Below are 22,753 nucleotides of genomic sequence, written 5' to 3'. Positions count from 1 at the left end.
GTAGATAGTACGTAACCTACTCTTGCACCTGTCAAAGCATGAGATTTTGAAAGACCATTGACTACAAAGAGCTGATTTCGTATAGATGGAAATTCCATAAACGAATGGTGTTTATCTTCATATACATTTTCACTATATATTTCATCAGTAATAATGTATATCCCTGTCTCTTCAAGTACATTTACAATAGAGGCGATATCATCATACGTTAGTGTTGTCCCAGTTGGATTAGTCGGATAATTTAATATAACTGCTTTTGTCTTTTCGCTAATAGCTTGTTTAATAGCAGAAGCTGTAGGTTTCAAATTCGTATTTCGAGTATCGATAAGTTTGACATCACAGCCCGCTAATTTTATAAGGGGCTCGTATCCTAAATACGTAGGAGCAGGTAGAATCACTTCATCTCCTTCATTCAATACAGTTCTTAATATATCATCAATACCTTCGGAACCGCCATTAGTGACTAATATTTCATTCTCAGGATTATAGTACACTTGGTATTTAGTAAATGTGTATTCAGAAATTGCTTCTCTCAACTCTAGTAGTCCTTTATTATGCGTATAACGCAACTCATTATTTTGTATTGCTTTAATCATTGCTGCTTTTACATAGTCAGCTGGCGCAAAACCTGATTGTCCTAAGGTTAAATCAATACTGTTTGGATATTGATCAACTTTATTTGAAAATTGACGTGTACCAGGAATTTCAAGGTCATGAATATATCGATTTAATCCTTTCATCAATAATCCTCCTTCATTTTAATCAAATTGTCTATACTTAATCAAAAATCATTTTTCTTTTGTAGATTATGATCATAATATGATACGCCAAATAAAGTCACTGCATTTAAAATAATAGCATAAATAATTGTTATATTTGAACCCGGGCCAATAATAATTAGGCATAAAAACACAGTAAATATACTTACTAAAATAGCAAAAAATGCTGCTCTTTTGGTAATCCATTTAATAAATAAACCTAATATTACTGGTATAAATATACCTCCAGTTAAAATAGCATACGCAATATCAATAGCAACAAGCACTTCTTTGATCAAACTTGCAATTAATATTGTAATAATAGCTAAACATAAAGTAGTTAAACGTGTTAGTTTTAAAAAACTAGTATCATCGATATCTTTAAAGCATATAGGCTTTAATATATCATTTGAAATAATGGTAGATGACGCAAGTAATGTCCCTGAAGCCGTAGACATAATTGCTGCTGCTAATGCTGCCAACACAACCCCCAATAAACCTGGGGGCAACGTTTCAAAAGCTATATGCATAAAAACATTTTGTGTATTCTGAATATTAGGAAATAAAACATATGCACACATACCTATCGTAACCATAACCAGTGAATACAATACACTATACACACCTACTAAAATGCCAGAGACCCTAGCAATGCTTTTTGTTTTTCCAGTAAAAAAGCGTTGCCATATATCTTGGCCGACCATAACACCGAGTGTGTATGTCACAAAATAATTAAATATTTCATTCATGCCAATATTCATAAAATCCAAATGTCCTGATGGTAAAGCTTTAAACAACTCATCTACCCCACCAACACTATGTATACTTATAGGCAACATAATTAAAAACATACCTGCAGTCATTACAGCAAACTGAATAAAATCAGTAATAGATAATGTCCACATTCCTCCAAGTATTGTATAAATAAATACAATACTTCCACCAACAAGAATCGCTGTATGTATATTCCAATGGAAGATAACCGATACTAATGAACCTATAGCAATAACTTGTGTAACACTCATCATTAATGTGTAAATTGCTGTAACAATAGCACCTATCATACGAACTTTTGAGCCATACAATTTAGATAATAACTCACTGATAGTAATAACTTCCATGTTCAAAATCCGATTTAAAAAGCACAAACCAAAAATGGTAATGCCTACTCCCATTGCAAACACAAACCAAAATCCAGAAAAACCAATTTCGTATCCTAATTGAGACGAGCCAATGGTTGAAGAACCACCTAAAAATATAGCTGTCAAACATCCAAATAACATAAATACCCCTAAGTTGCTGTCCGCAAGTATGTACTTTTTCGACGACTTCGCTTTCATTACTCCTAAAAATCCAATTGACATCAAAACACCAAAGTACAATATAAATATTATAAAATCTATATTCTTCATAAAACTCCCCTACCCCTTTGAATATAAATAAATCTATGATTATAAATTGCTTCTTTTATTTAAAGCAATTAATGTTATCATCTCAAATATAATGGAAGCAGCAGCCATAGAGGTTATTTCATTAGCATCATATGTCGGTAATACTTCTACCAAATCAAAACCTTTAATATTCAGACCTTTAAGTCTTCTTACATACTCTAGTGCTTCAAAACTTGTTGGACCTCCAACTTCGGGCGTACCAGTTCCTGGCGCATATGCTGGATCTAAAAAATCAATATCAAATGAAATAAAAACAGGGTTATCTCCTACCCTTTTACGAATAACTTTTGCTACATTCTCAATTCCTAAGTCACGTACCTCTCTCATTGTAACCACTTGATAACCTAAATCTTTTGCATTTTTTACATCTTCTGGACCATATAATGGCCCTCTAATACCTATTTGAATCGATTTAGATGTATCAACTAATCCTTCCTCTACGGCTCTTCTAAAGGGTGTCCCATGGACATATTTTTCCCAAAAATAATCATCCCATGTATCACTATGAGCATCAAAATGGATCAGTGATATCGGTCCATATTTTTTAGCAAACGCACGCAAATGTCCTAATGTAATTGAATGATCTCCTCCTAGCAAAATAGGTACTATCTCTCTATTTAAAATGGGTTCTAATTTTTCAGTGATTTTATCATACGTCTTCAAAACATTGCCTGGTATCACATCAACGTCTCCATAGTCTATACCTGAACAATAATCAAATATATTGATCTCCTGATCTAAATTATAAGGTCTTAACAAAACTGAAAAGTCTCTTATACTTTGAGGTCCATACCTTTGGCCTGTTCTATTTGATGCTCCTGTATCAAATGGGACGCCCATGATCAAAAAATCTAAATTATCTAAAGTGTTTTCAAATGGTAACCTCATAAATGTCCTTGGGCCAACAAATCTTGGTGACATAGATGAATTTTTTGGTTTAAACATATACATAACTCCTCGTATAATAAGTTTTAATGTCTTAATATCAAAATATTGTACATGCACTTTCGAAAAAACAGTTAAAGATAGCGCTTTCATTTAATGTGAAGCAACATTACAAACTAAAACATTGACAAGCATCAACTATAATACTTAATTTAAAAATGTAACTCACTATAACAATAAATAAGTAAATAAAGTAATTTTAACTTTATAATTATAATACTTTACCCCACAATAACATAATTAATATTATTTATTTCAATAATCCTTACATTTATAAAAATTAAAGCAGAAGATAGTACTTTTTAACATCTAAAATTTAAAGATACTGAGAAAGAGGAATGCGTATAAAAAAGCCACAACAGTTATAACTTAAAGTATCACTAATCTAAGAAAAGACTTAGTGATATCTGATTATAACTGTCATGACTTTATATTTATTTTGCCTATTACATCTCTAAGCCATAATATCTAAAGTATAATATAGATGTGTTATTCATTTAGTATTATATCTTCTAATTGCTTATATTCTATGGATAACTTGAATGATCCAACCTATTCTCATCTATTTGTATTTTTTAAAATCTTAATTCCTATAAAAAGTATTGGCAATAATATTATGATTGTTATAAATGATAAAGTTATTGATGTAGTGCCCTGATTGAAATTTTCACCTATATGTTTTATTTCATAAAAGCCACTAGAAATATCTAACATACTATGTAATATAATCACACTCCATAAATTTTGAGTAACATAATAAATTGCTGCAAATAACATACCTAAAAATATAGCATATATAACCTGTGTAACTGCGCCAACATAATCTGGATTATGAGTTAAGTTCAATAAGTGCACAATGCCAAATATGATAGAAGACATCCATGCAGCATATATAGGTCTGTTATTTTCTAGAAAAGCATTAAAAATGAGACCTCTATATATTAGCTCTTCAAATACACCAATAGTGATATTATATGCACACAATAAAAAAATAGTAGCAACTGTGAAGTCAATTGATTTTATCATCTCTAGATGCGTTACTATATTAAGGATAATAATTATAAATACAAAAGATCCTAACCATAAACCATATATAAAGTTAGTAAGATTAAATTGAAATAACTCGAGTCTATGTTTCCGTTTAATATAAATAATAATCATACATACTACGAAGCATTGTGATAAAAAATGATTTGCATAATCAGTAAAAGGAAGTATTTTACTAATAAAAAATACAAGTATGAAGAGTAATGAAGTTATCATAGTTAAAAGTACAAATTTAATACTGTTTTCTTTCATTACCTTAACTCCTGCCTGTATTAATACTTTTTATCACATCATTTTTTATTAAACTGAAATATAACGGAATCAATATAATTATCGTAGATATGATACCTGGAACTGCATTGACAATCACTAATAATATGGGTAAATTTAAAATTTGCGCTAACATAATTCTAGATAATGTGCTACCTAATATAGCTGCCACCACTAATGAGAAGATATTCACTTTAAAAAAGTAAACAATTAAAATAGCTACCAACCTAAAGCTAAATGATATAATTAAATTTATAGGATTAAATATACCTAATATAAACAGAATAAAGCTAGATAACAAACCACCAACAAAATATTTTTTTATACCAAAAATAGCTAAAATTAAAAGTGATACTGGTGCGGAAAGTTGAAAATCTAACCCTGGTAGAATAGAAGGTATTTTGATTATTGCAAGTATACTAAGTATTGCTGCGATACAACTAATCTGTGTGATTTCTTTTGATGACAATGTAAGCACCCCTGTTTTTAATAGATTATTTGTTTGGGTCGTTGTTCTAAAAATGCGATATACTTTTTTAGGTCTATATCTTCATCTACAAAAATAACTCTCCCACCAATACGTGTCCCCTCACTTTTGATATTGAATATCCTATGATAACCTAAGTTAAAAGAGGCATAATACCCCGTAGTATAACTTAAGTCATCAGATACACATAACTCTCCTTTAACACCTTCAAATGAATTAATAGATGTTGCTATTGCCAAGGCATCTTTTACGCGTTCTGAAATATTTTCACTTTGTTTTTCATTTTTAAATGCAAAACTAGTCACTCTAACACCTCTGTTGCCAGTTAAATCTAATCGTTCGCCTGTTCTTGCAGATAGAACAATGGCACCAGTATAAGTCACATCATTTTTAATATGTATAAATCCCTGTTCTAAAGCCTTTTCTGAAACACCACTTTTATTGGCCAAGTCTTTTATACGAATATCTTTATTTTCCTTTATTGTTAAAGCTTGTAATTTTTGCATAGGCTCTGTAATTTTTTCAATTTTTAAATTCAAAAAATCGATAGCTCCATTTTCATGATAGAACCCTTTTTTAAAAAATTTTTTTAGATTTTTTTCTAAATCTTCAAATTCGCATATTGTTTCAGCGCCACTTATATGAATATCATTATTGCTTGCTCGCATCTTAATACTATACATCTATTCACCTCTATAATATTGATTTATTATTGTAAAAAGTTTATCGACATCTTCTTCGTCATGAAAATAGGATAACGAAATCCTTAATGTTGGCTTTTGAACTGTTGGATATCTTAAGTAACTTAAAAATATATTGTTATCTAAGAGCTTATGATATATTTCCTCGGCCACATCTAAATGATCAAAAGTAATATGCTTGATTGGAGAAACAGAGTATAGTTGATTTGGTAAAAGCTTTTTAAAACACTCATTAAAATAATTACTTAGATAAGCTATATTTGCTTGTCTTTCATAATTATTAGATAAATAATGTAAACCTTTTTTAATAAAAAATAAATTATATATAGGTAAACTACTCGAGTAAATGACAGGTCTCCCCTGATTCACCATTAACTCCTTCACATCGCTATTACATAGAACAACGCCACCGTGCGCGCCCCAAGCTTTTGATAAACTAGCAGTTAAGACATCTACATCTTGATAATCTTTGAATATGTTCAACCCTAAGCTATGAGAAGCATCAATCAAAAGCGTAGCATCGTATTTATTTTTTAAGGCGACTAATCTATCCATATCTATGATATGACCGTTAGTCGAAAAAACACTATCTGATACTATTATTTTTTGTACATCTTTTGCTGCATACATTCCCAACATACTTTCTAAATGATCATAGTCTAAATGATTATAAATCACCTTTCTTAATCCATTTAGTTTAATACCATCTATAATACTGGCATGATTTTTTTCGTCAGAAAAAATCAACACATTCTCATCTTTTAAAATATTAAATATTGTTAAATTTGCGTCATAACCACTATTAGAAATCAAACAATTTTCAAAATGAAGCCAACTACTGATTTCAGCTTCTAAATGATCATATATAATTGAATTACCACTCACTAATCTAGAACTGGATAAATTCAGGCTATACTTTTTCATGAATTGCTCAAAATCTTTAACGTTAAAGGCTAATTGTCCTAATCCTAAATAGTCATTAGATGTAAAGTTGATATACCTTTGGCCATCTATAAATATGAACTTACCACACACAGATTCAATAGCTTTAAGTTCTCTATACATGCCTGACTGATGTAAATTTTTTAAGTGCCTTTGTATATTCATTCTCGTGTTCCTGCCATTTCATTATTTCCAAAATCGACTTCGAAACCTAAATCTTCAATCATTTTATAATCCAGTTTATTAGGCTGTCCGCCTGTTATTAAGTAGTCCCCCACAAAAATCGAATTAGCTGCCTTCAAAGCTAAAGGTTGTAGTGAGCGTAAGTTAATTTCTCTACCTCCAGCAATCCTTATTTCTTTAGATGGATTGACTAACCTAAATATAGATATAAGTCGTAAGCACTTCATAGGTGTTAGTTCATCCATTTCACCAAATTTAGTACCTTTAATAGGATGCAAAAAGTTAATCGGAATACTATCGGCATCTATTTCTTTTAAAGCAAATGCCATATCAACAATATCTTGACTTGACTCTCCCATACCACAAATCACTCCAGAACAAGGTGATATATTATGCTTTTTCATAATTTCTATAGTATCTGTTCTATCTTTATAAGTATGTGTCGTTACAACTTCTTTATGATAATTTTCACTGGTATTTATATTATGGTTATATCTATCAATACCTGAGGCTTTTAACTTTTTAGCTTGTTCATCATTAGTCAAGCCAAGACAAGCACATATTTTCAGCTGAGGATGATTTAACTTGATTTCTTCTACAGCTTTACTGATATGATCGATTTCTTTATTACTGGGCCCCCGACCACTCATAACGATACAATACGTACCTATATTATTATCGTGAGCGACTTTAGCTCCCTCAATGATTTGTTCTTCAGGGACAAGCGCGTACCTCTGTTTTTGTTTCATATCTCTAGATTGTCCACAATAACCACAATTCTCTGGACATATACCACTTTTAGCATTTAGGATCATATTTAATTTTACTTTTTTTCCAAAATAATGCTTCCTTAATGTATATGCTTCATTTAACAAATCTAATGTGTCAATTTCTCTATCTTCATATATTTTCAATAATGTATCTTTAGTTACTTCTTTGCCTTGTAAAATACTTTTAGCTAAGTTCATACATCCTCACTCCACCTATCAAGTTATGCTTTCTATAAATACAAAATTGATTAATATTTATGGATTTTCCGCTATTTATTTCATCTTAACAACCCATAACGTTAACCTTTTTAGAATAAAAGTTTACATTTAAGGCGTGATATTTTCAAGTTATTATATTTAAATCATGCATTACATTTTTGATACTATACTTATATTGATATACGCTGTAAAATTAAATTTTGATAAATAATATCTTTAGCAACGTTTTAAAAGGAGGAGACATAAAGTGAACAATATATTTGATGGTTTTCATTATAATCCCATGCAAAGGTTGCGAATATTTAGTATTGTCACTTGTTTTAATAAGCAAGCCAAAAAGAACAAACCCATTTCTATTGAAAGTATTTCTAAACAAATGAAAGATCAAGATATTAAAATTAGTAATCAAAATATTATCGAAATATAACAATAAAGGACACTTTCAAGAATTATTTCATGTAATTAGTTGGGAAAATAAATTCTATACTTCCCGTCATTAAACTATTATATAGACTTTGTAAACATGTGTTGTTATAAATATATTTGTTATCCAGAAATAATAAACATTATTCGAAATATAGTATGGACCTATATCAAGTAATTAATATAAATTGATAAAAAATGCTCTCGATAACGATTGATAGTGGTTCACGAGAGCATTTGATTTACTAAATATTAAACTACTACATAATCCCCAATTATCAACTATAACGATTAAAATTATTGTAAATATTCCATCATTTCCGAAATATCTCAATTAGAGATTGCATCAAGTTATTATTTATATTTTTCTAAAAGTACTTCCTTTTTCAAAAATATTGTGTTATTTTAGCAATATGAGTTTTAATGATTTCGCTTCTATTTATAGGGTTAGGAATCTAATAGACTCCTAACAAAAATAAGTACTTTATGATGATATCCTCCCTCTAAGGTAATTAAAACCTTTAGAGGGTTTTTAAATGCCTAAAAAGTAAAACAATCATAATGATCAATATAAATGGCAATATAATATATAATACTGATACCATATTTTTAGCCAAAAAAAGATAGATAAGTAAACTTACTTATCTATCTGAGACAGAATTTAATGATAATATTAATTTGCTACTTAATTTCTACAGGGAAATAAAAGAAAATACAATATGAAGCATCTTAACTCCATACATTGAATGTAGTACAATGTATAAAATATTTCAAGTATATACTTAAAATTTATTACCCTTAATTTGACAAGAGTAACCACCTAAAGAGGCCAGGTGAAAAACACCTGGCCCTAGAAGAATGGATCTAATGATAAGAATTTATTCTTTTTTAAATATAATACTCTATACAGAGAAATAGAGAAAACAGGTGAAGTTTTTTCTTCACATATTAAGTTTACTAAAATATGACTGAATTTTCAATATATTTTATATTTTTTAATATAGCGTAGTTTAAGTGAGTATCACAAATATATTATTAATTAAGTCAATAGATAATATATCCTTTCGATTACTATTATCTATTTTTACAAGTTATGTAAATTATATGATCTGTCTACGATCACACTTGTATTTTCTGAATATTCTAACAAAACTCGTCATGACTTTCATTCTAACAAAACTCGTCATGACTTTCATTCTAACTTTAACTACGATATACATTTTTGACTTCTAAGAGAATAGAAGAGGCTTAGGCTATAGTGATAAATGTTAAACTAATTGATAATCTAAACAGCTTTTTAATTCGTTCTTCAAAACAATCTTCTTAAACAGAAATATAATCTTTAAGAGGATTCATTTTGCACATTCAATCATTATAATGTTACAATTAATGATACAAGAAATTAGCAATAAATACACAGAACCTCTCACTATCAAGAATGGTGGGAGGTTTTTATGAACAAAGTGGTACCATCGATGAATTACCTTTCTATGTGAGATCGATAACTAAAAACAATATAAGTAAATTCACTAGTTCAACATCTATGTATTGATGCACATAGTGAATATAGCGCGCATTTCAATACGCGATGTAATACACACTAATATACATATAAATATACTTTTGTATAAACTCATTTTAATATGTATTGACACTCACTTCAACTTCATTATTTTTGTGCGTGCTCACTAATACAAACAGTAACGTACCAACAAAAATATCATTTTCTTATAACTGAATAAACCTTATAACTCTAATAGACTCAAATTTTATTTATGATTTTAAGTCGGAAATACTTTGTTTTTAAATTATAAATAACGCTTTAAATAAAAGTTTGAAATACAAAAAGCAGACACGGGACTTGTGCCTGCATAGGAAAAAAGATAGATCTTTGCCGAGTTTTTTCGTCTATTTATTTTGGGAGAAAATAGACACTTTTATTTTATCAAAATTAATTTCATAATGCAAAATACCACCCAGTGACATGCATAGGTGGCTGTATATAAAAGGATTGTGTATTACTTAAATCGCATGTAAATTCATTATAAACATTTTGCTGATAAAAAAACAAGATGAGTATCTAAAATTTACACATCTTGTTTATACAGTACAAACAAACCAATTTAGACTAATCTATTAGCCTATTATCATTATATCATATTATATGAATTCTGTATTTTCATCACCTATTCTACTCGTATTCTCCGAATTATCATGTAGAAAAACATTACATTTGATAAAATCTTTTTTTTATGTTAAATTGTTTTTATGATAGGAATAATGATATGTTTTTAACATATCGCTCTAATAGTCTTATTAGAATACAGAATACTTTGAAGCTTAAAATCTCAATTAAAAGTATCTAACCAGCGTATATTCATATATACGCTGGTTCTTTTTTTACACAATTAAACAGAGGTATTACAAAATTCGCCTTATAATAACTTTCGGCTAAACGTATAATTAGCCCTATTCAGTTAATGTATTTATCAACACATTTTCAAAAATACGCACCATTTTTCTTATTTCTTTCTTTGACATACTTAAAATGGGAACAAATGTGATAACATTTTCTAAATTCCTTATCATTAACCCTTCATTTTTACAATCACTAACTATTTTTTCAACTTCTTTAATATCTAAAGGTTGCTTAGTTACTTTATCCTTTACTAGCTCTACACCAAACATAAGTCCACGACCTCTTACGTCACCTACATTTTTATGTGTTAAAAGGCGTTCTAAATTATTTTTTAATATAGCAGATGTCTTTTTTATATGTGGTATAAGTTTATTTCTCTCAAAGAGCTTAATATTTTCTAGTGCTACTGAACATACTAATTGGTTTCCTGTATAAGTATGTCCATGGAAAAATGTTTTATCTGCATGTTGATTACTTAAAAATGCTTCATAAATTTTTGGGGAAGTCAAAGTAGCTGCTAAAGGCAGATAGCCTCCTGTAATAGCTTTTCCTAAACACATTATATCCGGCTGTACATTTTCGTGATTACATGCAAACATCTCGCCTGTTCTACCGAATCCAACGGCTACTTCATCGCAGATAAGTAGTACATTGTATTTTCTACATAATGTTTCAACAGATTTTAAGAAACCATGTGGATGTACAAATAAACCTGTAGCACCTTGAATCAAGGGTTCAATCACAAATCCTGCAATTTCATTACTTCTCTGTAATAGAATACTTTCAATTTGTTGCAAAATTGAATCCATCATTTCTTGTTCATTATCATAATCACTTTTATAGAGAGAAGGACTTTCAATTTGAATATTTTCAAATATTAAATCCTTAAAAATCTTATGGAAACTATCTATACCTCCGACACTAACTGCACCTAATGTATCCCCGTGATAACCATTATGTAATGTTAAAAATTTATTTTTTTGAGCGTACTTCTCTTTATCAATATTCTTCCAATATTGATAAGCTATTTTAATGGCTATTTCAACAGAAGCACTACCAGTGTCTGAATAAAATACCTTTTTTAAACTGTCAGGTGTGATACTAACCAATTTTTCTGCGAGTTTTATAGATGGTACATTCGAAGACCCTAAAAGGGTTGAATGTGAAATATACTTAAGTTGCTTCTTTATGGCTTTGTTTAGTTGTTTGTTGTTATGTCCATGAGCATTTACCCACAAAGAAGCATAGCCATCTAAATATCTATTACCATAAGTATCAAATATATAACTGCCTTTGCCTTTTTCGATGATTATAGGTTCTTGTTGAGCGTAAATACCCATTTGAGTAAAGGGGTGCCAAATATATGATAAATCTTTTTCAGCTAGATTTTTACTGTTTTTCATAAAATCCTCCTATTAATTGTTTAAAGTATTCATCTAAAAAGTCATTGAAATTACTGTTTCTTTAAATGTATATAAGGATGTATCTCGATAGTCTAAATTAAATTCATAAAAAATATTTCTGAGTCTGGAGCCCCCTTATTCTGTAATGTTTTAAAAGTCGTAGCATACATTTTACCTATATCAGTATTTGTACTTGTAATAAATAGCTTCATAACAGCCTCCGAATTTTTCTTCCTTATCAAATATAAAATGTTAAAACAAAAATGTAAACTCATTACAAAAATAAGTTTACATTTAATGCTACAATTTTCAGATATCCAACAACACTTTAGGCTTAAATTTAAGACGTTCTTTTATTTTTATATTTTATTATGTACAATTATTGATAATTAAATTAATCCATTTAAATCTCAAAACTCAGATTAAAAAATGTAATGTAAAAATTCACGATAAAACAAATTAGATAAGATATATTTGATTTAATGAGAGAGATCATGTTTATTCTACTTATATCCACAATATCATAGCGTATTTTATAGTGATTAGTATTTTAGATTTCGAAAGGAAAGTTATAGACGTGGTTTTTGAAAATGCAGTTGTAGGTTATTTAATAAATATATCCATAGATGATGGCTAACATATAGCTTTATAAAAAGAATTAAGTTTCTATTATTGCATTTCGTATTGTTTATCAAGAAACATAACAAGGTATGGTTTAAATAATTAATATTGGAGTTATATCATGGCGATTATTAACATTATTGTAATTATAATATTATTTTTATTAACAGGCTTCTTATCTGGAAAAAACAAGGATAAATTATTATTTATAAAAGCTTTTATATCAGCAATATTTATGATTATTACATCTTTTGTATCTATTGTTATATCATGTATTATTACTTATTATTTATTAGCTCATTTAATGCATGATGGGAATAGTATATTTATTTTAGGAGTTGTCACCCTTCTATTAGCAGGTATTATCAACTATCATTTTATTAAGTTAATAATTAGATTAAGTTATTATAATGAAATGCTTATAATGATTTTAGAATATTATATACAATGGACCACTATATTTTTTACACTTTATCAATTTTTCACTTCATCTTCAGAAACTTTAGAAAAATTAAAACATTTACAAATATCAACAAATACGTTAGACATCAGCTTTATGAACATTATAATACTTCCCATTCTACTTGTAAGCTGGATTTCTATTGCAATGACTAAAATTTTCATAAAGGATCATAAAGAAAACTAATACTAAATAATAGATATTATAGCTAATCTTATGAGTAAGTGTATTATAAATTGATTTCAATAAAATTACACACCATTATACCTTTATGGAAGTCGCATGTATGACAGAAAAAGAAAATAAAGAAGCATGTTAAAAGCTTTTATCGAAACCGTAAGTGAACAAAATTTCTTACCTCATATAATCATAAAATGTGATTTTTCTAGTATAACTGAAATTATATTAATATAAATTGCTTCTCTAATCATTATCAATAGCACCATATATATTTAATAATTGATTATCTGTTCAATTAACATAAAAGTCTCAATAGGCTAATTCACTGACTTTTTGTTACAGTTAACGGCTAAACAAGTGATTATACAACCTTTTCCAGTCTTTATTTCGTTTCTTTTTAATATATCATGAATATGATACTTCCCTAATTATTAAACTATTTGATATCTGACACCAACTTTGAAAAATTCTCATCCTTACTAGAAATAACGTTAGTGCGATACATTTACTATATAATAATCAACATTCTTTGACTTTGTTGTCTTGTAAATTTATAGTAATAAAAAAGCGAAAAAAGGAAGAATGAAAAGAAATGCCAACAATAACAAAAGAAGAAAAAAAGAAATTAGAAAGTAATAAATATATTTTTAGAGTAACTAATAAAAATATACATTACACATCAGAGTTCAAACAAAAAGCCGTGACCGAATATAATAATGGTAAGGAGCCCGAAGATATATTTAAAGATGCTGGCATCGATATAGACATTATTTTACAGCACCGTAGTAAGTCATATATAAACGGGAGATTACATCAATGGAGTAAGACAAAAGACAGCCTCGAAACTACTGACTTAAAACCTATAAAAACAGAAGAAAAACAAGAGGACTTCATACCAAAGCATATGGAAAGTTCTCCTATGGTTTCAAAAATAAGCGAAGAAAGTTCTTGGATAACTATCACTTCTAAAATAATGTCTCATGCCCAAAATATAACTTCAGAATTAACTCAAATTAAAAAGTTAGAAAATAACAATGAAGCTTATCGAAGTATTATTAATAAGATCAAAGAAGAATTGATTAAGTCAATCAATCAACTATAAGTCTAGCATTGAAATCGAGTAAAACTATATGTTCATAGTGCCAAAGAATAAAATATGAAATCTTTATTTCCCACATTTTGTTGCTTTTCAAGTATTTTCACCCAACCTACATTGAATATTGAAAGAGGTACATTTTGTTAGGAATATACACTATAAAATTAGGACTTATCAGTATAGATAAAATGGAAACTCAAATTCTTAATGACATATAATATTTAAATATTTTCAGAATTATTGTAATATGTACAAAACAATTTATTAGTAAGTGAAAAATTTCAGATTATCGCCATACCCAAAGATAAAAAACATCACTAATATTAACATTAATGATAACTATAGTCTTTAGGTAGTATAAAAGGAGTAGTTGTATATATTTTTGTATAACTACTTCTTTTGTTTTTATCTTTACATTCATTTCACAAAAGTAGAGCATTTACTAAATAGCAGAGGTAAAAATCATTATTATTAGCATTAAATGTAATCACTCGTATATTACATTTAAAAACCATACACCTTATAATCACTGGTATTACAAGCTATAATTATGCAAATGAATATTAGTGCTCATTTATCATATTTGTAAAATTATTATTGAAAAACACAAAAAGTCTAAAACAATAAATAATTCTAATTTATGTTTCCGATAATGAGAAATGGAGCTATTCACTCAAGTAATAATATAAACGGTAATATCAATGACAATATTAAGGCCTTCGTTTTCTAATGATTAAAGTATAAGTCGGAGATAGGCATAATGTTTATTAAAAAATTAAAATGTAGTAAATGTCATAGAGAAATTAATAAAAATGAGACGATCACTATAAAAGCCGAAGAAAGTAAATTAAAGGGGTACACTGTGCTTAGTAATTGGGCGAAAACTCAGCCTATCTTTTGTGAAGAAGTTCACATAGATAAACAGATTCATAGGATTATAGTAAACTTATAAATGAAATACTGAACTAGGTTGCTAATTTACTATATTATCAAAGGATACTATATACAAATTTCATAAATTATAGTATAAGTGAAAATAGGATGGCAATTTAATATCCTATATATTCATTTTGTAATGATTCGGGCAGGCGTGACATACGTCTGTCTTTTGTAAACTTTTATTAGACAATTAAATGTGAGATATCGATATACGCTGTAAAATTAAATTCTAATAAATAATATCTTTAGCAACGTTTTAAAAGGAGGGGGTATAAAGTGAACAATATATTTGATGGCTTTCATTATAATCCTATGCAAAGGTTGCGAATATTTAGTATTCTCACTTATTTTAATAAGCAAGCCAAGAAGAACAAACCCATTTCTATTGAAAGTATTTCTAAACAAATGAAAGCTCAAGACATAAAGATTAGTAAGCAAAATATTTATATCATATTGTCAAAATATAATAGTAGAGGTCAATTTCAAAGTTTATTTCATAACATTACTTTTGAAAAATAAATAGCTAATCTAGCCTTTTAAATCTCCTTAAGTTTTACTTTTTGGATTTTAAAACTATATAAAAGATAACTTTTCATTTATAACTATTATGACATTACAATAAAATTAGTGCATATCATTTTTATACTTAGGCATAGGTAAAGCCATTACTCATAGATATAACAGTTATAACCATTGTGTTAACGATAATATTTGCAACTAAAGTAACCTATAAAACCACTTATATTTAGTGAATTTGGACAAAATGATCGAAATGATACAAATTGATAAGACATAGGGACTAAAACAAATAAAAATTAAATATGTAACTTTGACTAAGGCACAACTCAAGCATAAAACCAACTATTTAGATAGATTGTTAGCCTTATTAATGATACTTTTTAGAGGTTAATCTATAGTGTTTTTTAATTTTAATTGCTCAAATTAAAAATTCTGAAGGCTTTCGTGACAGTGAAACTATTATTTTTTTACTTTAATACTACGTGAAAGATCATTATTCCAATTAATGCATCGACAGTCTCAAATATAGCCACTCACCAAAATTCATTCCACTACTAACCTCATTTTCATTAGTACTTAGAACAATTGATGTATTTACTTTAAATCCTTTATCATGATTAAAAAAGACAGATAAGTAAAAATTACTTATCTGTCCAAGACACAATCTAATGATAGTATTTACTGCTTAATTTCTACAGGGAAATAAAGGAAATACAATATGAACTTAAACTCCATATGTTAAATATAATAAAATGTATGGCGTTTTTCAAGTGCATGTTTAAAATTTATTCAATACACCTTCTATAGCTAACTTATCTTTGATACGAGTGGCAATACAGTATAACCACATGAGACTATCCATATTTCATTTAATATATATCCTTAAATTACCAAATACTTAATAAGTATTTGTAATCTGAACATTTCTGACTATTTCTCTTCTATATATTTTTTAAAAAGATGAAATATGTGTATTAAATCATCTATAACAGACAAAATTAAATTTCTTAAAAGGGCTATTTATTTGTAAGTCATGCTTTTTTATAAGAAAATTTTTCTCCGTCGTTTGTGTTACTTTTATTGATAGTCTTTTTAATCAAAATAACCATTAAAAATGAGCCAAGTGGAAACAACTTGACCCTAGAAGAATGAATCTAATGATAAGAACTTACTCTCGTCAAAAATACAATACTCCAAACAGAGCAAACATGTGAAGTTTAAACTTCACATGTTAATTTTACTAAAATATATCTGAATTTTCAATATATTTCGATTGATTTACTCTTTTTGTTTACTACAATAAGTTCAATTTTAATGACTTAACTGCTATGACATGCAACTAATTCCCTCACTTCTTAAAATAGTAAGGGAATTTATTAAAATCTATATTAAAGCAAAGAATCTACAATCAATTCTCTTACTTATCATTACCTAATATGTCTCGAATTTAAGTGAGTAATACTGTATTTCCCCTATCTCTCCAACTGATTCTTTTTTCATAACTGTGCTGGGCACTTTTACAAATATAAATAATGCAAATGCAATGATTATAAAATCAATAATAAATTCAACAAACATACCATATTTTATTCCCATAAATATCCAACTTTTCGCAAAATAAATTGTACCAAAAATTAATCCTATAAGCAGCATAATATATGTCACTAATGCTATGACAATTTATTAAACGCTGCCTCCCCCCATAATTACAGGAATAGTCAATTCCAATGCATTACCTTTAAAAGCAAACTCTTTAAATATATAAAACTTTTACTTCCACGATATATTTATTAACATCTTATAAAGTAGAATCGTTTAAATAAATAAACAAGCATGCTAAGCATGACTGTTTCGAAAAAAGATAGATCTTTGACGAATCTTATGGCTATTTATTTTTGGGGAAAATAGAGATAAAATTGTAGTAAACATTATTTCACAACGTAAAATACCACCCAGTTACCATGCGTAGGTGGTTGTATATAAAAAGATTGCGTGTTCAATGAATAGCATGTAGGATTCATTATATACACTTTGTTAATAAAAAATAGGACAAAGATCTATTTTAGCTAAGATACTGACGACCTTATATAAGGTCACATAATTACTTTATACATATTAACGAAAAACGATTACTATTATTTATAGAAAACAGCTGTACTGATACTCGACTATAATATTTAAACAAACATTTGAAAATACTATCTATCTATGCTATCATTTAATTAGAAATAGTAAAAAACAGATACACTATGTGTGTATTGTATAAATACTCTCATTGAGTCTTCTGAAGTTTAGTTCTCAATTATAAGTTTCTAACCACCATATTTCCCAAAAGTATGGTGGTTTTTATTTATATAAACTTCAAAAAAATGAATCTCAATATATTATATTACTTATTATAAACACAAAGCTACTTATTGATAAAATACACTTGCTCATACTGACTGTACATGTCTTCTACTATGTGTCCTCTTCGTTACTAAAATAATTTGATAACCCCTCTTAAAATGGAAATTAATTAAAACAATGATCTCATAAACATTTTTATACGCTCTCCTTTTATCTTATTCCTTTAAGACAAATAAGGTGATATTATATTTTTGGTAAGACTCAATTATAATAGAGCTTACAACTCTACTGAGAATTGCTATTTCATTTTAAAGGAGGCGTAAAATGCTTAAATTAGACCCTATTACTACTTTGGCAATTGCTAGTTTGTTGTACCTTATCGGCGTTTATATTGTCAATCATATCTCAATTCTGAAAAGACTTTGTATTCCAGCACCTGTGATTGGCGGACTATTATTTTCAATTTTAGTGGCGATTCTACAATCCACACATGTACTAACTATAAAGTTAGATTCTGAGTTTATCCAAAATTTCTTTATGTTGGCTTTCTTTACCACGATTGGACTAGGTGCTTCATTAAAACTTTTACGCTTAGGTGGAAAAATATTAATTATATATTTCTTCTTCTGCGGTATCCTTGCAGTTTTTCAAAATATCATTGGTATTTCACTGGCAAAAGTATTAAATATACCACCGCTATTAGGTCTAACCGCAGGTTCTATGTCAATGGAAGGTGGTCATGGTAACGCAGCTGCTTATGGTCAAACCATTCATGATATGGGCTTTGAGTCAGCATTAACTGCAGCTTTAGCTGCCGCTACACTTGGCCTGGTTGCTGGGGGATTAATTGGTGGTCCTATAGTTAAACTTTTAATAACTAAATACAATTTAAAACCTAAACATACTGAAGAACCAACAGTAGATTATGGTAATGTTAAATCTAATAAATATTTACAGAAACATATGAATCCTACTACAATATTTTTCTTACAATTTACTATTATAACCGTTTGTATGGCTGTTGGTTCCTATTTAGGGAACACTTTCTCTCATTTAACAGGGATTAATATTCCTATTTATGTAGGGGCTATGTTTGTTGCAGTTATTATACGTAATATTTCTGAATACGGAAAATTAAGTATTATAGATATGCAATTTGTAGATAAAATTAGCGATATTTCTTTAAGTCTCTTCTTATCTATTGCATTAATGAGTATCCAATTAACAGAAATCTATCAATTAGCGCTACCTTTAATTATTATTGTTTTAATTCAAGTGATATTTATTATATTATTCTCTATTCTCATTGTTTTCAGAGCTTTAGGTAAAGATTATGATGCAGCAGTAATGATTGGTGGCTTTATAGGGCATGGCTTAGGTGCAACACCAAACGCAATGGCAAACTTAGATGTTATTACTAAAAAATTTGGACCTTCTCCTAAGTCATATCTTGTTGTACCTATTGTTGGTGCCTTTCTAATTGATTTAATAGGCGTCCCTATTGTAACAACATTTATCAACTTATTTTAATTTTCTCAGAAAAAGAGCAGTCACTAAAATAGTGACTGCTCTTTCGAGTGTGTAATTCTAGAAACGTTTTTACATCGCTTAGAAAGACCGGGTATATCTTTCTATTTACTTTATAACCCCTTTTCTTTTATTTAAACCTGAAAATCCAACACATATTTTAAGCAAAATAAGAAATGGTTAAATCATGAAATCACATCAAAATATGATTGGTTCCTACTTCAATACAAAAATATTTAATGGATATTAGTAATCAAATATTTTTGTGAAATAAATTCAAAGTCCAACAATATATTGACAATTTGAAGCTACGTTAAAGAAGCAGCTACCAAAACCTATCAGTTATAACTGTTACAACTATTTAAAAATCACCTTTCTAACTTCACCGCATATGTTTCACAAGAAACATTTTGTAATTATTCGTACCACAACCAAATTTATAATGGGGAATTATGATCTAACCTCAATTTAATTATTCTACATGTCTACTTAGTACTATATATAAAATTTACCATTCAGTTCCATAAACATTTGCATTACTAATTTATAGATTTCATAATGGGACTTGCAAAATTTAAAAGCTTTTAAGGAGGAATATTTTGAAGATGAATAACATTAATATATCAATTAAAAATGTCAATTTAGATTCGAATACATCACAAAACCATTCTAAAGATGACATGAATGAAATACTGTATAACTTTGAAAATTTAGAACAAGGTAAGCGCTATAAATATATAAGGGAGTATACGCTTACTATGATCGAACAAATAGCAGAAAAAGAGGGCAGGGATTTAAATCGACTTTTAGATATGATGGTTTTTGACTATATAAAAAATTATCATAAAGATGACTATCAATCCTATTTATCTAGTATCAATGATTTAAGGAAACATGAAGATACCCAATAATCGGTATCTATTTCTTTTCTAACTAAAACGCGATTATGTCGATATAATTTCTAGGACTTGCTTGTCATATAAGTAAACATAATATATTAAGATTAATTTCATTTCCCATCTAATCATAAAAAAACATATCAATTTATATTTTAAAGACTTAATTTATTAATAATAGTAGACAATATGTCCAATATATTATTTAATGTTTATTGTAAATTCAATGAAAAGGACGTGACATATGAGTCATATACATCATATTGAACCCAAAGGTAATCGTATCATTAACATTTTAATCTTGATAGCCTTGATAATTATTGTATCATCACCAACAATGTTAGCCGGGGCAATTATTTATTCTGCAGTAAATTCTAAAGACTTATGGGTTTTTATAATTATGGTAGTTATTGGTATTATTTGGACAATATTTATTATGTGGTTATTCCGATGGGTTTATCAAAAAAGAAGCTACGAAAAAATGAACCAGCCGTTTAAATTAAAAGATATTTTAATTAATATTTTGTGGTTTATTATTATACGTATAATCGTAAGTATTTTTACTATAATTATGCAGAACACATATAATGATAGTATATCAAAAAACGACAAAATATTAATGAAGCAAATAGAGCAACTACAACATTTGAGTATTTCATCAGTAATCAGTTTATTATTTTTCTTAATTATGATCATTTTCATAGCTCCCTATCTAGAAGAATTACTATTTAGAGGTATATTTAAAGAGACGCTGTTTAAAAAATCTACCTTCCTGTTACCGTTAATTATATCTTCTATCATATTTGGGGGACTCCATGCTTCGACCAATTGGATTAGCTTTTTAATGTATGTAACTATAGGATTTTGCTTATACATGGCATACAATAGACGTAAAAATGTAAAGGATAGTATGATGGTACATGTATTGAATAATGCAGTTGCAGGAGTTTCTATGATAACAATATTATTTACATAAATAAAAATAACCTACTTATCTAGTAGATTAACAAAAAAGACGATGTATTATCGTCTTTTTTATACTTCTAAAACCTATAGATGAATATCACAGATTTACCATAACAAGTAGTATTTTATTAACTACCAAAGGCACAATAGTTATCTTATTAACTGTCGACTAATACGTATCTTCTCGACTACTCTGTTTCATTTTTCTTTTATTATCTACAAATTATATATTACTCAATCGTTTAGGAAATTTCACATTCAAAAGCACATATATACGCATTCGAATCACACTCACATACACTCTTTAGTGTGTATAATATAACACACATCAATGTACGTTTGTATACATATATCCCTCGTTTTTCAGATTGATACTATCTAACCTCTCTAAGGCCAATGAATAGATACTTTAAATTATTTTTTATATGGTGCAATCGTATTAATAAAAACTCTAAATGTAATCACATATAAAAATAATAAAATAAGCACCCATATATTCTCGAAAAATGCGCTATTCGTTAAGTAAAGGATAATAAATAATATAATAGAAATAAAAAGATAAAATATGTTCAAGATTATCCTCAATTTAGTTGTTGTCACCCGTATCACCTATTTGCATTAATTTTTCTAATCCCCCATCTAATTTCAATTTCAAATTACTTTAATAAGCTACTTTCTAAATGTCCCATTTATTATAACAAATTCCATACCTACCTGGGTTACAATTTAAAAATATTCAGCAAATATTTTTAAACAATTAAGTAAAATAAGAAAAAATCACCTTAATAGTTAAGGTGATTTAAATTCCCATGGCTAAGAACAACTTTTTGTATATATTTATCAAATATTGAATAAATCATTAAAACTTTCAATCATGGTCGGGTGCGTATAAATACTATCTCTTAAAATGGTATAATCTAAGTCCTGATCTATTGCCAATTTAATGATATTAATAAGTTCTTCGGATTGCATACCATATAATGTAGCACCAAGTATTTTGTGTGTTGCTTCATCTATTACAACCTTAAATATCCCTCTTACATCATTGTTAATCTTATGTCTTGGCATATGATTAACAGGTAACGTACCTTCTTTAATTTTATATCCTTGTGCTTTTGCCTCTTTAGTAGTTAATCCAACTCTAGACAATGGAGGGTCTAAAAAGACTGTATAGGGTACAAC

General features: G+C 28.2%; 15 protein-coding genes and 3 pseudogenes. 7 read left to right on the top strand and 11 right to left on the bottom strand.

Translation table 11 applies throughout. The annotated features are described in order from the left end of the window. The 8 genes and pseudogenes from SH09_RS03720 to bioB form a co-directional block, all read right to left on the bottom strand. Positions 1–740: aminotransferase class I/II-fold pyridoxal phosphate-dependent enzyme (locus SH09_RS03720; protein ID WP_042738290.1), on the bottom strand; the 740-nt coding region annotated here is incomplete at its 3' end. A 41-nt stretch (positions 741–781) separates the two neighbouring features. Then, positions 782–2,170: a sodium:solute symporter family protein gene (locus SH09_RS03715; RefSeq protein ID WP_042738289.1), complete on the bottom strand. Its 1,389-nt coding sequence runs from the start codon at positions 2,168–2,170 to the stop codon at positions 782–784. A 39-nt stretch (positions 2,171–2,209) separates the two neighbouring features. After that, the gene (gene speB / locus SH09_RS03710; protein WP_042738288.1) at positions 2,210–3,154 is read right to left on the bottom strand and encodes an agmatinase; all 945 of its coding nucleotides are present in this window, start codon (positions 3,152–3,154) and stop codon (positions 2,210–2,212) included. A gap of 558 nt (positions 3,155–3,712) precedes the next feature. Further along, the gene (locus tag SH09_RS15770) at positions 3,713–4,453 is read right to left on the bottom strand and encodes a CPBP family intramembrane glutamic endopeptidase (RefSeq protein WP_052495411.1); all 741 of its coding nucleotides are present in this window, start codon (positions 4,451–4,453) and stop codon (positions 3,713–3,715) included. A 4-nt stretch (positions 4,454–4,457) separates the two neighbouring features. Then, entirely contained in the window at positions 4,458–4,940 is a 483-nt protein-coding gene (locus tag SH09_RS03700; protein ID WP_042738287.1) for a hypothetical protein, read from the bottom strand. A 17-nt stretch (positions 4,941–4,957) separates the two neighbouring features. Further along, on the bottom strand, positions 4,958–5,641 hold the full coding sequence (locus SH09_RS03695; protein ID WP_042738286.1) for a 6-carboxyhexanoate--CoA ligase: 684 nt from the start codon (positions 5,639–5,641) through the stop codon (positions 4,958–4,960). Continuing rightward, positions 5,642–6,766: an aminotransferase class I/II-fold pyridoxal phosphate-dependent enzyme gene (locus SH09_RS03690; RefSeq protein WP_042738285.1), complete on the bottom strand. Its 1,125-nt coding sequence runs from the start codon at positions 6,764–6,766 to the stop codon at positions 5,642–5,644. Continuing rightward, a pseudogene (gene bioB / locus SH09_RS03685) lies at positions 6,717–7,752 on the bottom strand (biotin synthase BioB). Before bioB ends, SH09_RS03690 begins: the two are co-directional and overlap by 50 nt. 268 nt (positions 7,753–8,020) lie before the next feature. Between bioB and SH09_RS03680 the strand changes: the two are divergent. After that, positions 8,021–8,200 carry a hypothetical protein gene (locus SH09_RS03680; RefSeq protein WP_042738283.1) on the top strand — a complete coding sequence of 60 codons (180 nt, stop codon included), beginning with the start codon at positions 8,021–8,023 and terminating at the stop codon, positions 8,198–8,200. A 2,465-nt stretch (positions 8,201–10,665) separates the two neighbouring features. Here SH09_RS03680 and bioA read toward each other — a convergent pair. Beyond that, positions 10,666–12,018: an adenosylmethionine--8-amino-7-oxononanoate transaminase gene (bioA, locus tag SH09_RS03675; RefSeq protein ID WP_042738282.1), complete on the bottom strand. Its 1,353-nt coding sequence runs from the start codon at positions 12,016–12,018 to the stop codon at positions 10,666–10,668. A gap of 742 nt (positions 12,019–12,760) precedes the next feature. Here bioA and SH09_RS03670 point away from each other — a divergent pair. The 3 genes from SH09_RS03670 (at position 12,761) to SH09_RS03655 (ending at position 15,833) form a co-directional block, all read left to right on the top strand. After that, positions 12,761–13,285, top strand: coding sequence for an SA1002 family membrane protein (locus tag SH09_RS03670; RefSeq protein WP_042738281.1), 525 nt, complete (start codon positions 12,761–12,763; stop codon positions 13,283–13,285). Between the two features lie 586 nt (positions 13,286–13,871). Next, positions 13,872–14,381, top strand: a complete 510-nt coding sequence (locus tag SH09_RS16920; RefSeq protein ID WP_042738280.1) for an HTH domain-containing protein — start codon at positions 13,872–13,874, stop codon at positions 14,379–14,381. Positions 14,382–15,590: 1,209 nt separating this feature from the next. After that, entirely contained in the window at positions 15,591–15,833 is a 243-nt protein-coding gene (locus SH09_RS03655) for a hypothetical protein (RefSeq protein ID WP_042738278.1), read from the top strand. Positions 15,834–17,264: 1,431 nt separating this feature from the next. On the opposite strand, the pseudogene SH09_RS03650 reads toward SH09_RS03655, so the two are convergent. Continuing rightward, positions 17,265–17,594: pseudogene (locus SH09_RS03650) on the bottom strand (MscL family protein). 912 nt (positions 17,595–18,506) lie between these two features. On the opposite strand from SH09_RS03650, the gene gltS reads away from it, so the two are divergent. The 3 genes from gltS (at position 18,507) to SH09_RS03635 (ending at position 21,581) form a co-directional block, all read left to right on the top strand. Then, a complete protein-coding gene (gltS, locus tag SH09_RS03645; RefSeq protein WP_042738277.1) occupies positions 18,507–19,712 on the top strand; it encodes a sodium/glutamate symporter in 1,206 nt (401 codons plus the stop codon). Between the two features lie 602 nt (positions 19,713–20,314). Next, a complete protein-coding gene (locus SH09_RS03640) occupies positions 20,315–20,620 on the top strand; it encodes a hypothetical protein (protein WP_126542164.1) in 306 nt (101 codons plus the stop codon). 229 nt (positions 20,621–20,849) lie between these two features. Next, the gene (locus SH09_RS03635; RefSeq protein ID WP_042738275.1) at positions 20,850–21,581 is read left to right on the top strand and encodes a CPBP family intramembrane glutamic endopeptidase; all 732 of its coding nucleotides are present in this window, start codon (positions 20,850–20,852) and stop codon (positions 21,579–21,581) included. An 830-nt stretch (positions 21,582–22,411) separates the two neighbouring features. Here SH09_RS03635 and SH09_RS03630 read toward each other — a convergent pair. Then, positions 22,412–22,753: pseudogene (locus tag SH09_RS03630) on the bottom strand (hypothiocyanous acid reductase MerA); the annotation flags it as partial.

The organism is Staphylococcus gallinarum (assembly GCF_000875895.1).
In the GTDB taxonomy this organism is placed as follows: domain Bacteria; phylum Bacillota; class Bacilli; order Staphylococcales; family Staphylococcaceae; genus Staphylococcus; species Staphylococcus gallinarum.
This window is presented reverse-complemented; position numbering and strand designations above follow the sequence as displayed.

Excerpts from the sequence above, each read along its gene's own strand:
- gltS (WP_042738277.1), top strand. The coding sequence starts at position 18,507 with ATGCTTAAATTAGACCCTATTACTACTTTGGCAATTGCTAGTTTGTTG.
- SH09_RS03635 (WP_042738275.1), top strand. The coding sequence starts at position 20,850 with ATGAGTCATATACATCATATTGAACCCAAAGGTAATCGTATCATTAAC.
- SH09_RS15770 (WP_052495411.1), bottom strand. The coding sequence starts at position 4,453 with ATGAAAGAAAACAGTATTAAATTTGTACTTTTAACTATGATAACTTCA.
- SH09_RS03670 (WP_042738281.1), top strand. The coding sequence starts at position 12,761 with ATGGCGATTATTAACATTATTGTAATTATAATATTATTTTTATTAACA.
- SH09_RS16920 (WP_042738280.1), top strand. The coding sequence starts at position 13,872 with ATGCCAACAATAACAAAAGAAGAAAAAAAGAAATTAGAAAGTAATAAA.
- SH09_RS03640 (WP_126542164.1), top strand. The coding sequence starts at position 20,315 with ATGAATAACATTAATATATCAATTAAAAATGTCAATTTAGATTCGAAT.
- bioA (WP_042738282.1), bottom strand. The coding sequence starts at position 12,018 with ATGAAAAACAGTAAAAATCTAGCTGAAAAAGATTTATCATATATTTGG.
- SH09_RS03695 (WP_042738286.1), bottom strand. The coding sequence starts at position 5,641 with ATGTATAGTATTAAGATGCGAGCAAGCAATAATGATATTCATATAAGT.
- SH09_RS03690 (WP_042738285.1), bottom strand. The coding sequence starts at position 6,766 with ATGAATATACAAAGGCACTTAAAAAATTTACATCAGTCAGGCATGTAT.
- SH09_RS03715 (WP_042738289.1), bottom strand. The coding sequence starts at position 2,170 with ATGAAGAATATAGATTTTATAATATTTATATTGTACTTTGGTGTTTTG.
- speB (WP_042738288.1), bottom strand. The coding sequence starts at position 3,154 with ATGTTTAAACCAAAAAATTCATCTATGTCACCAAGATTTGTTGGCCCA.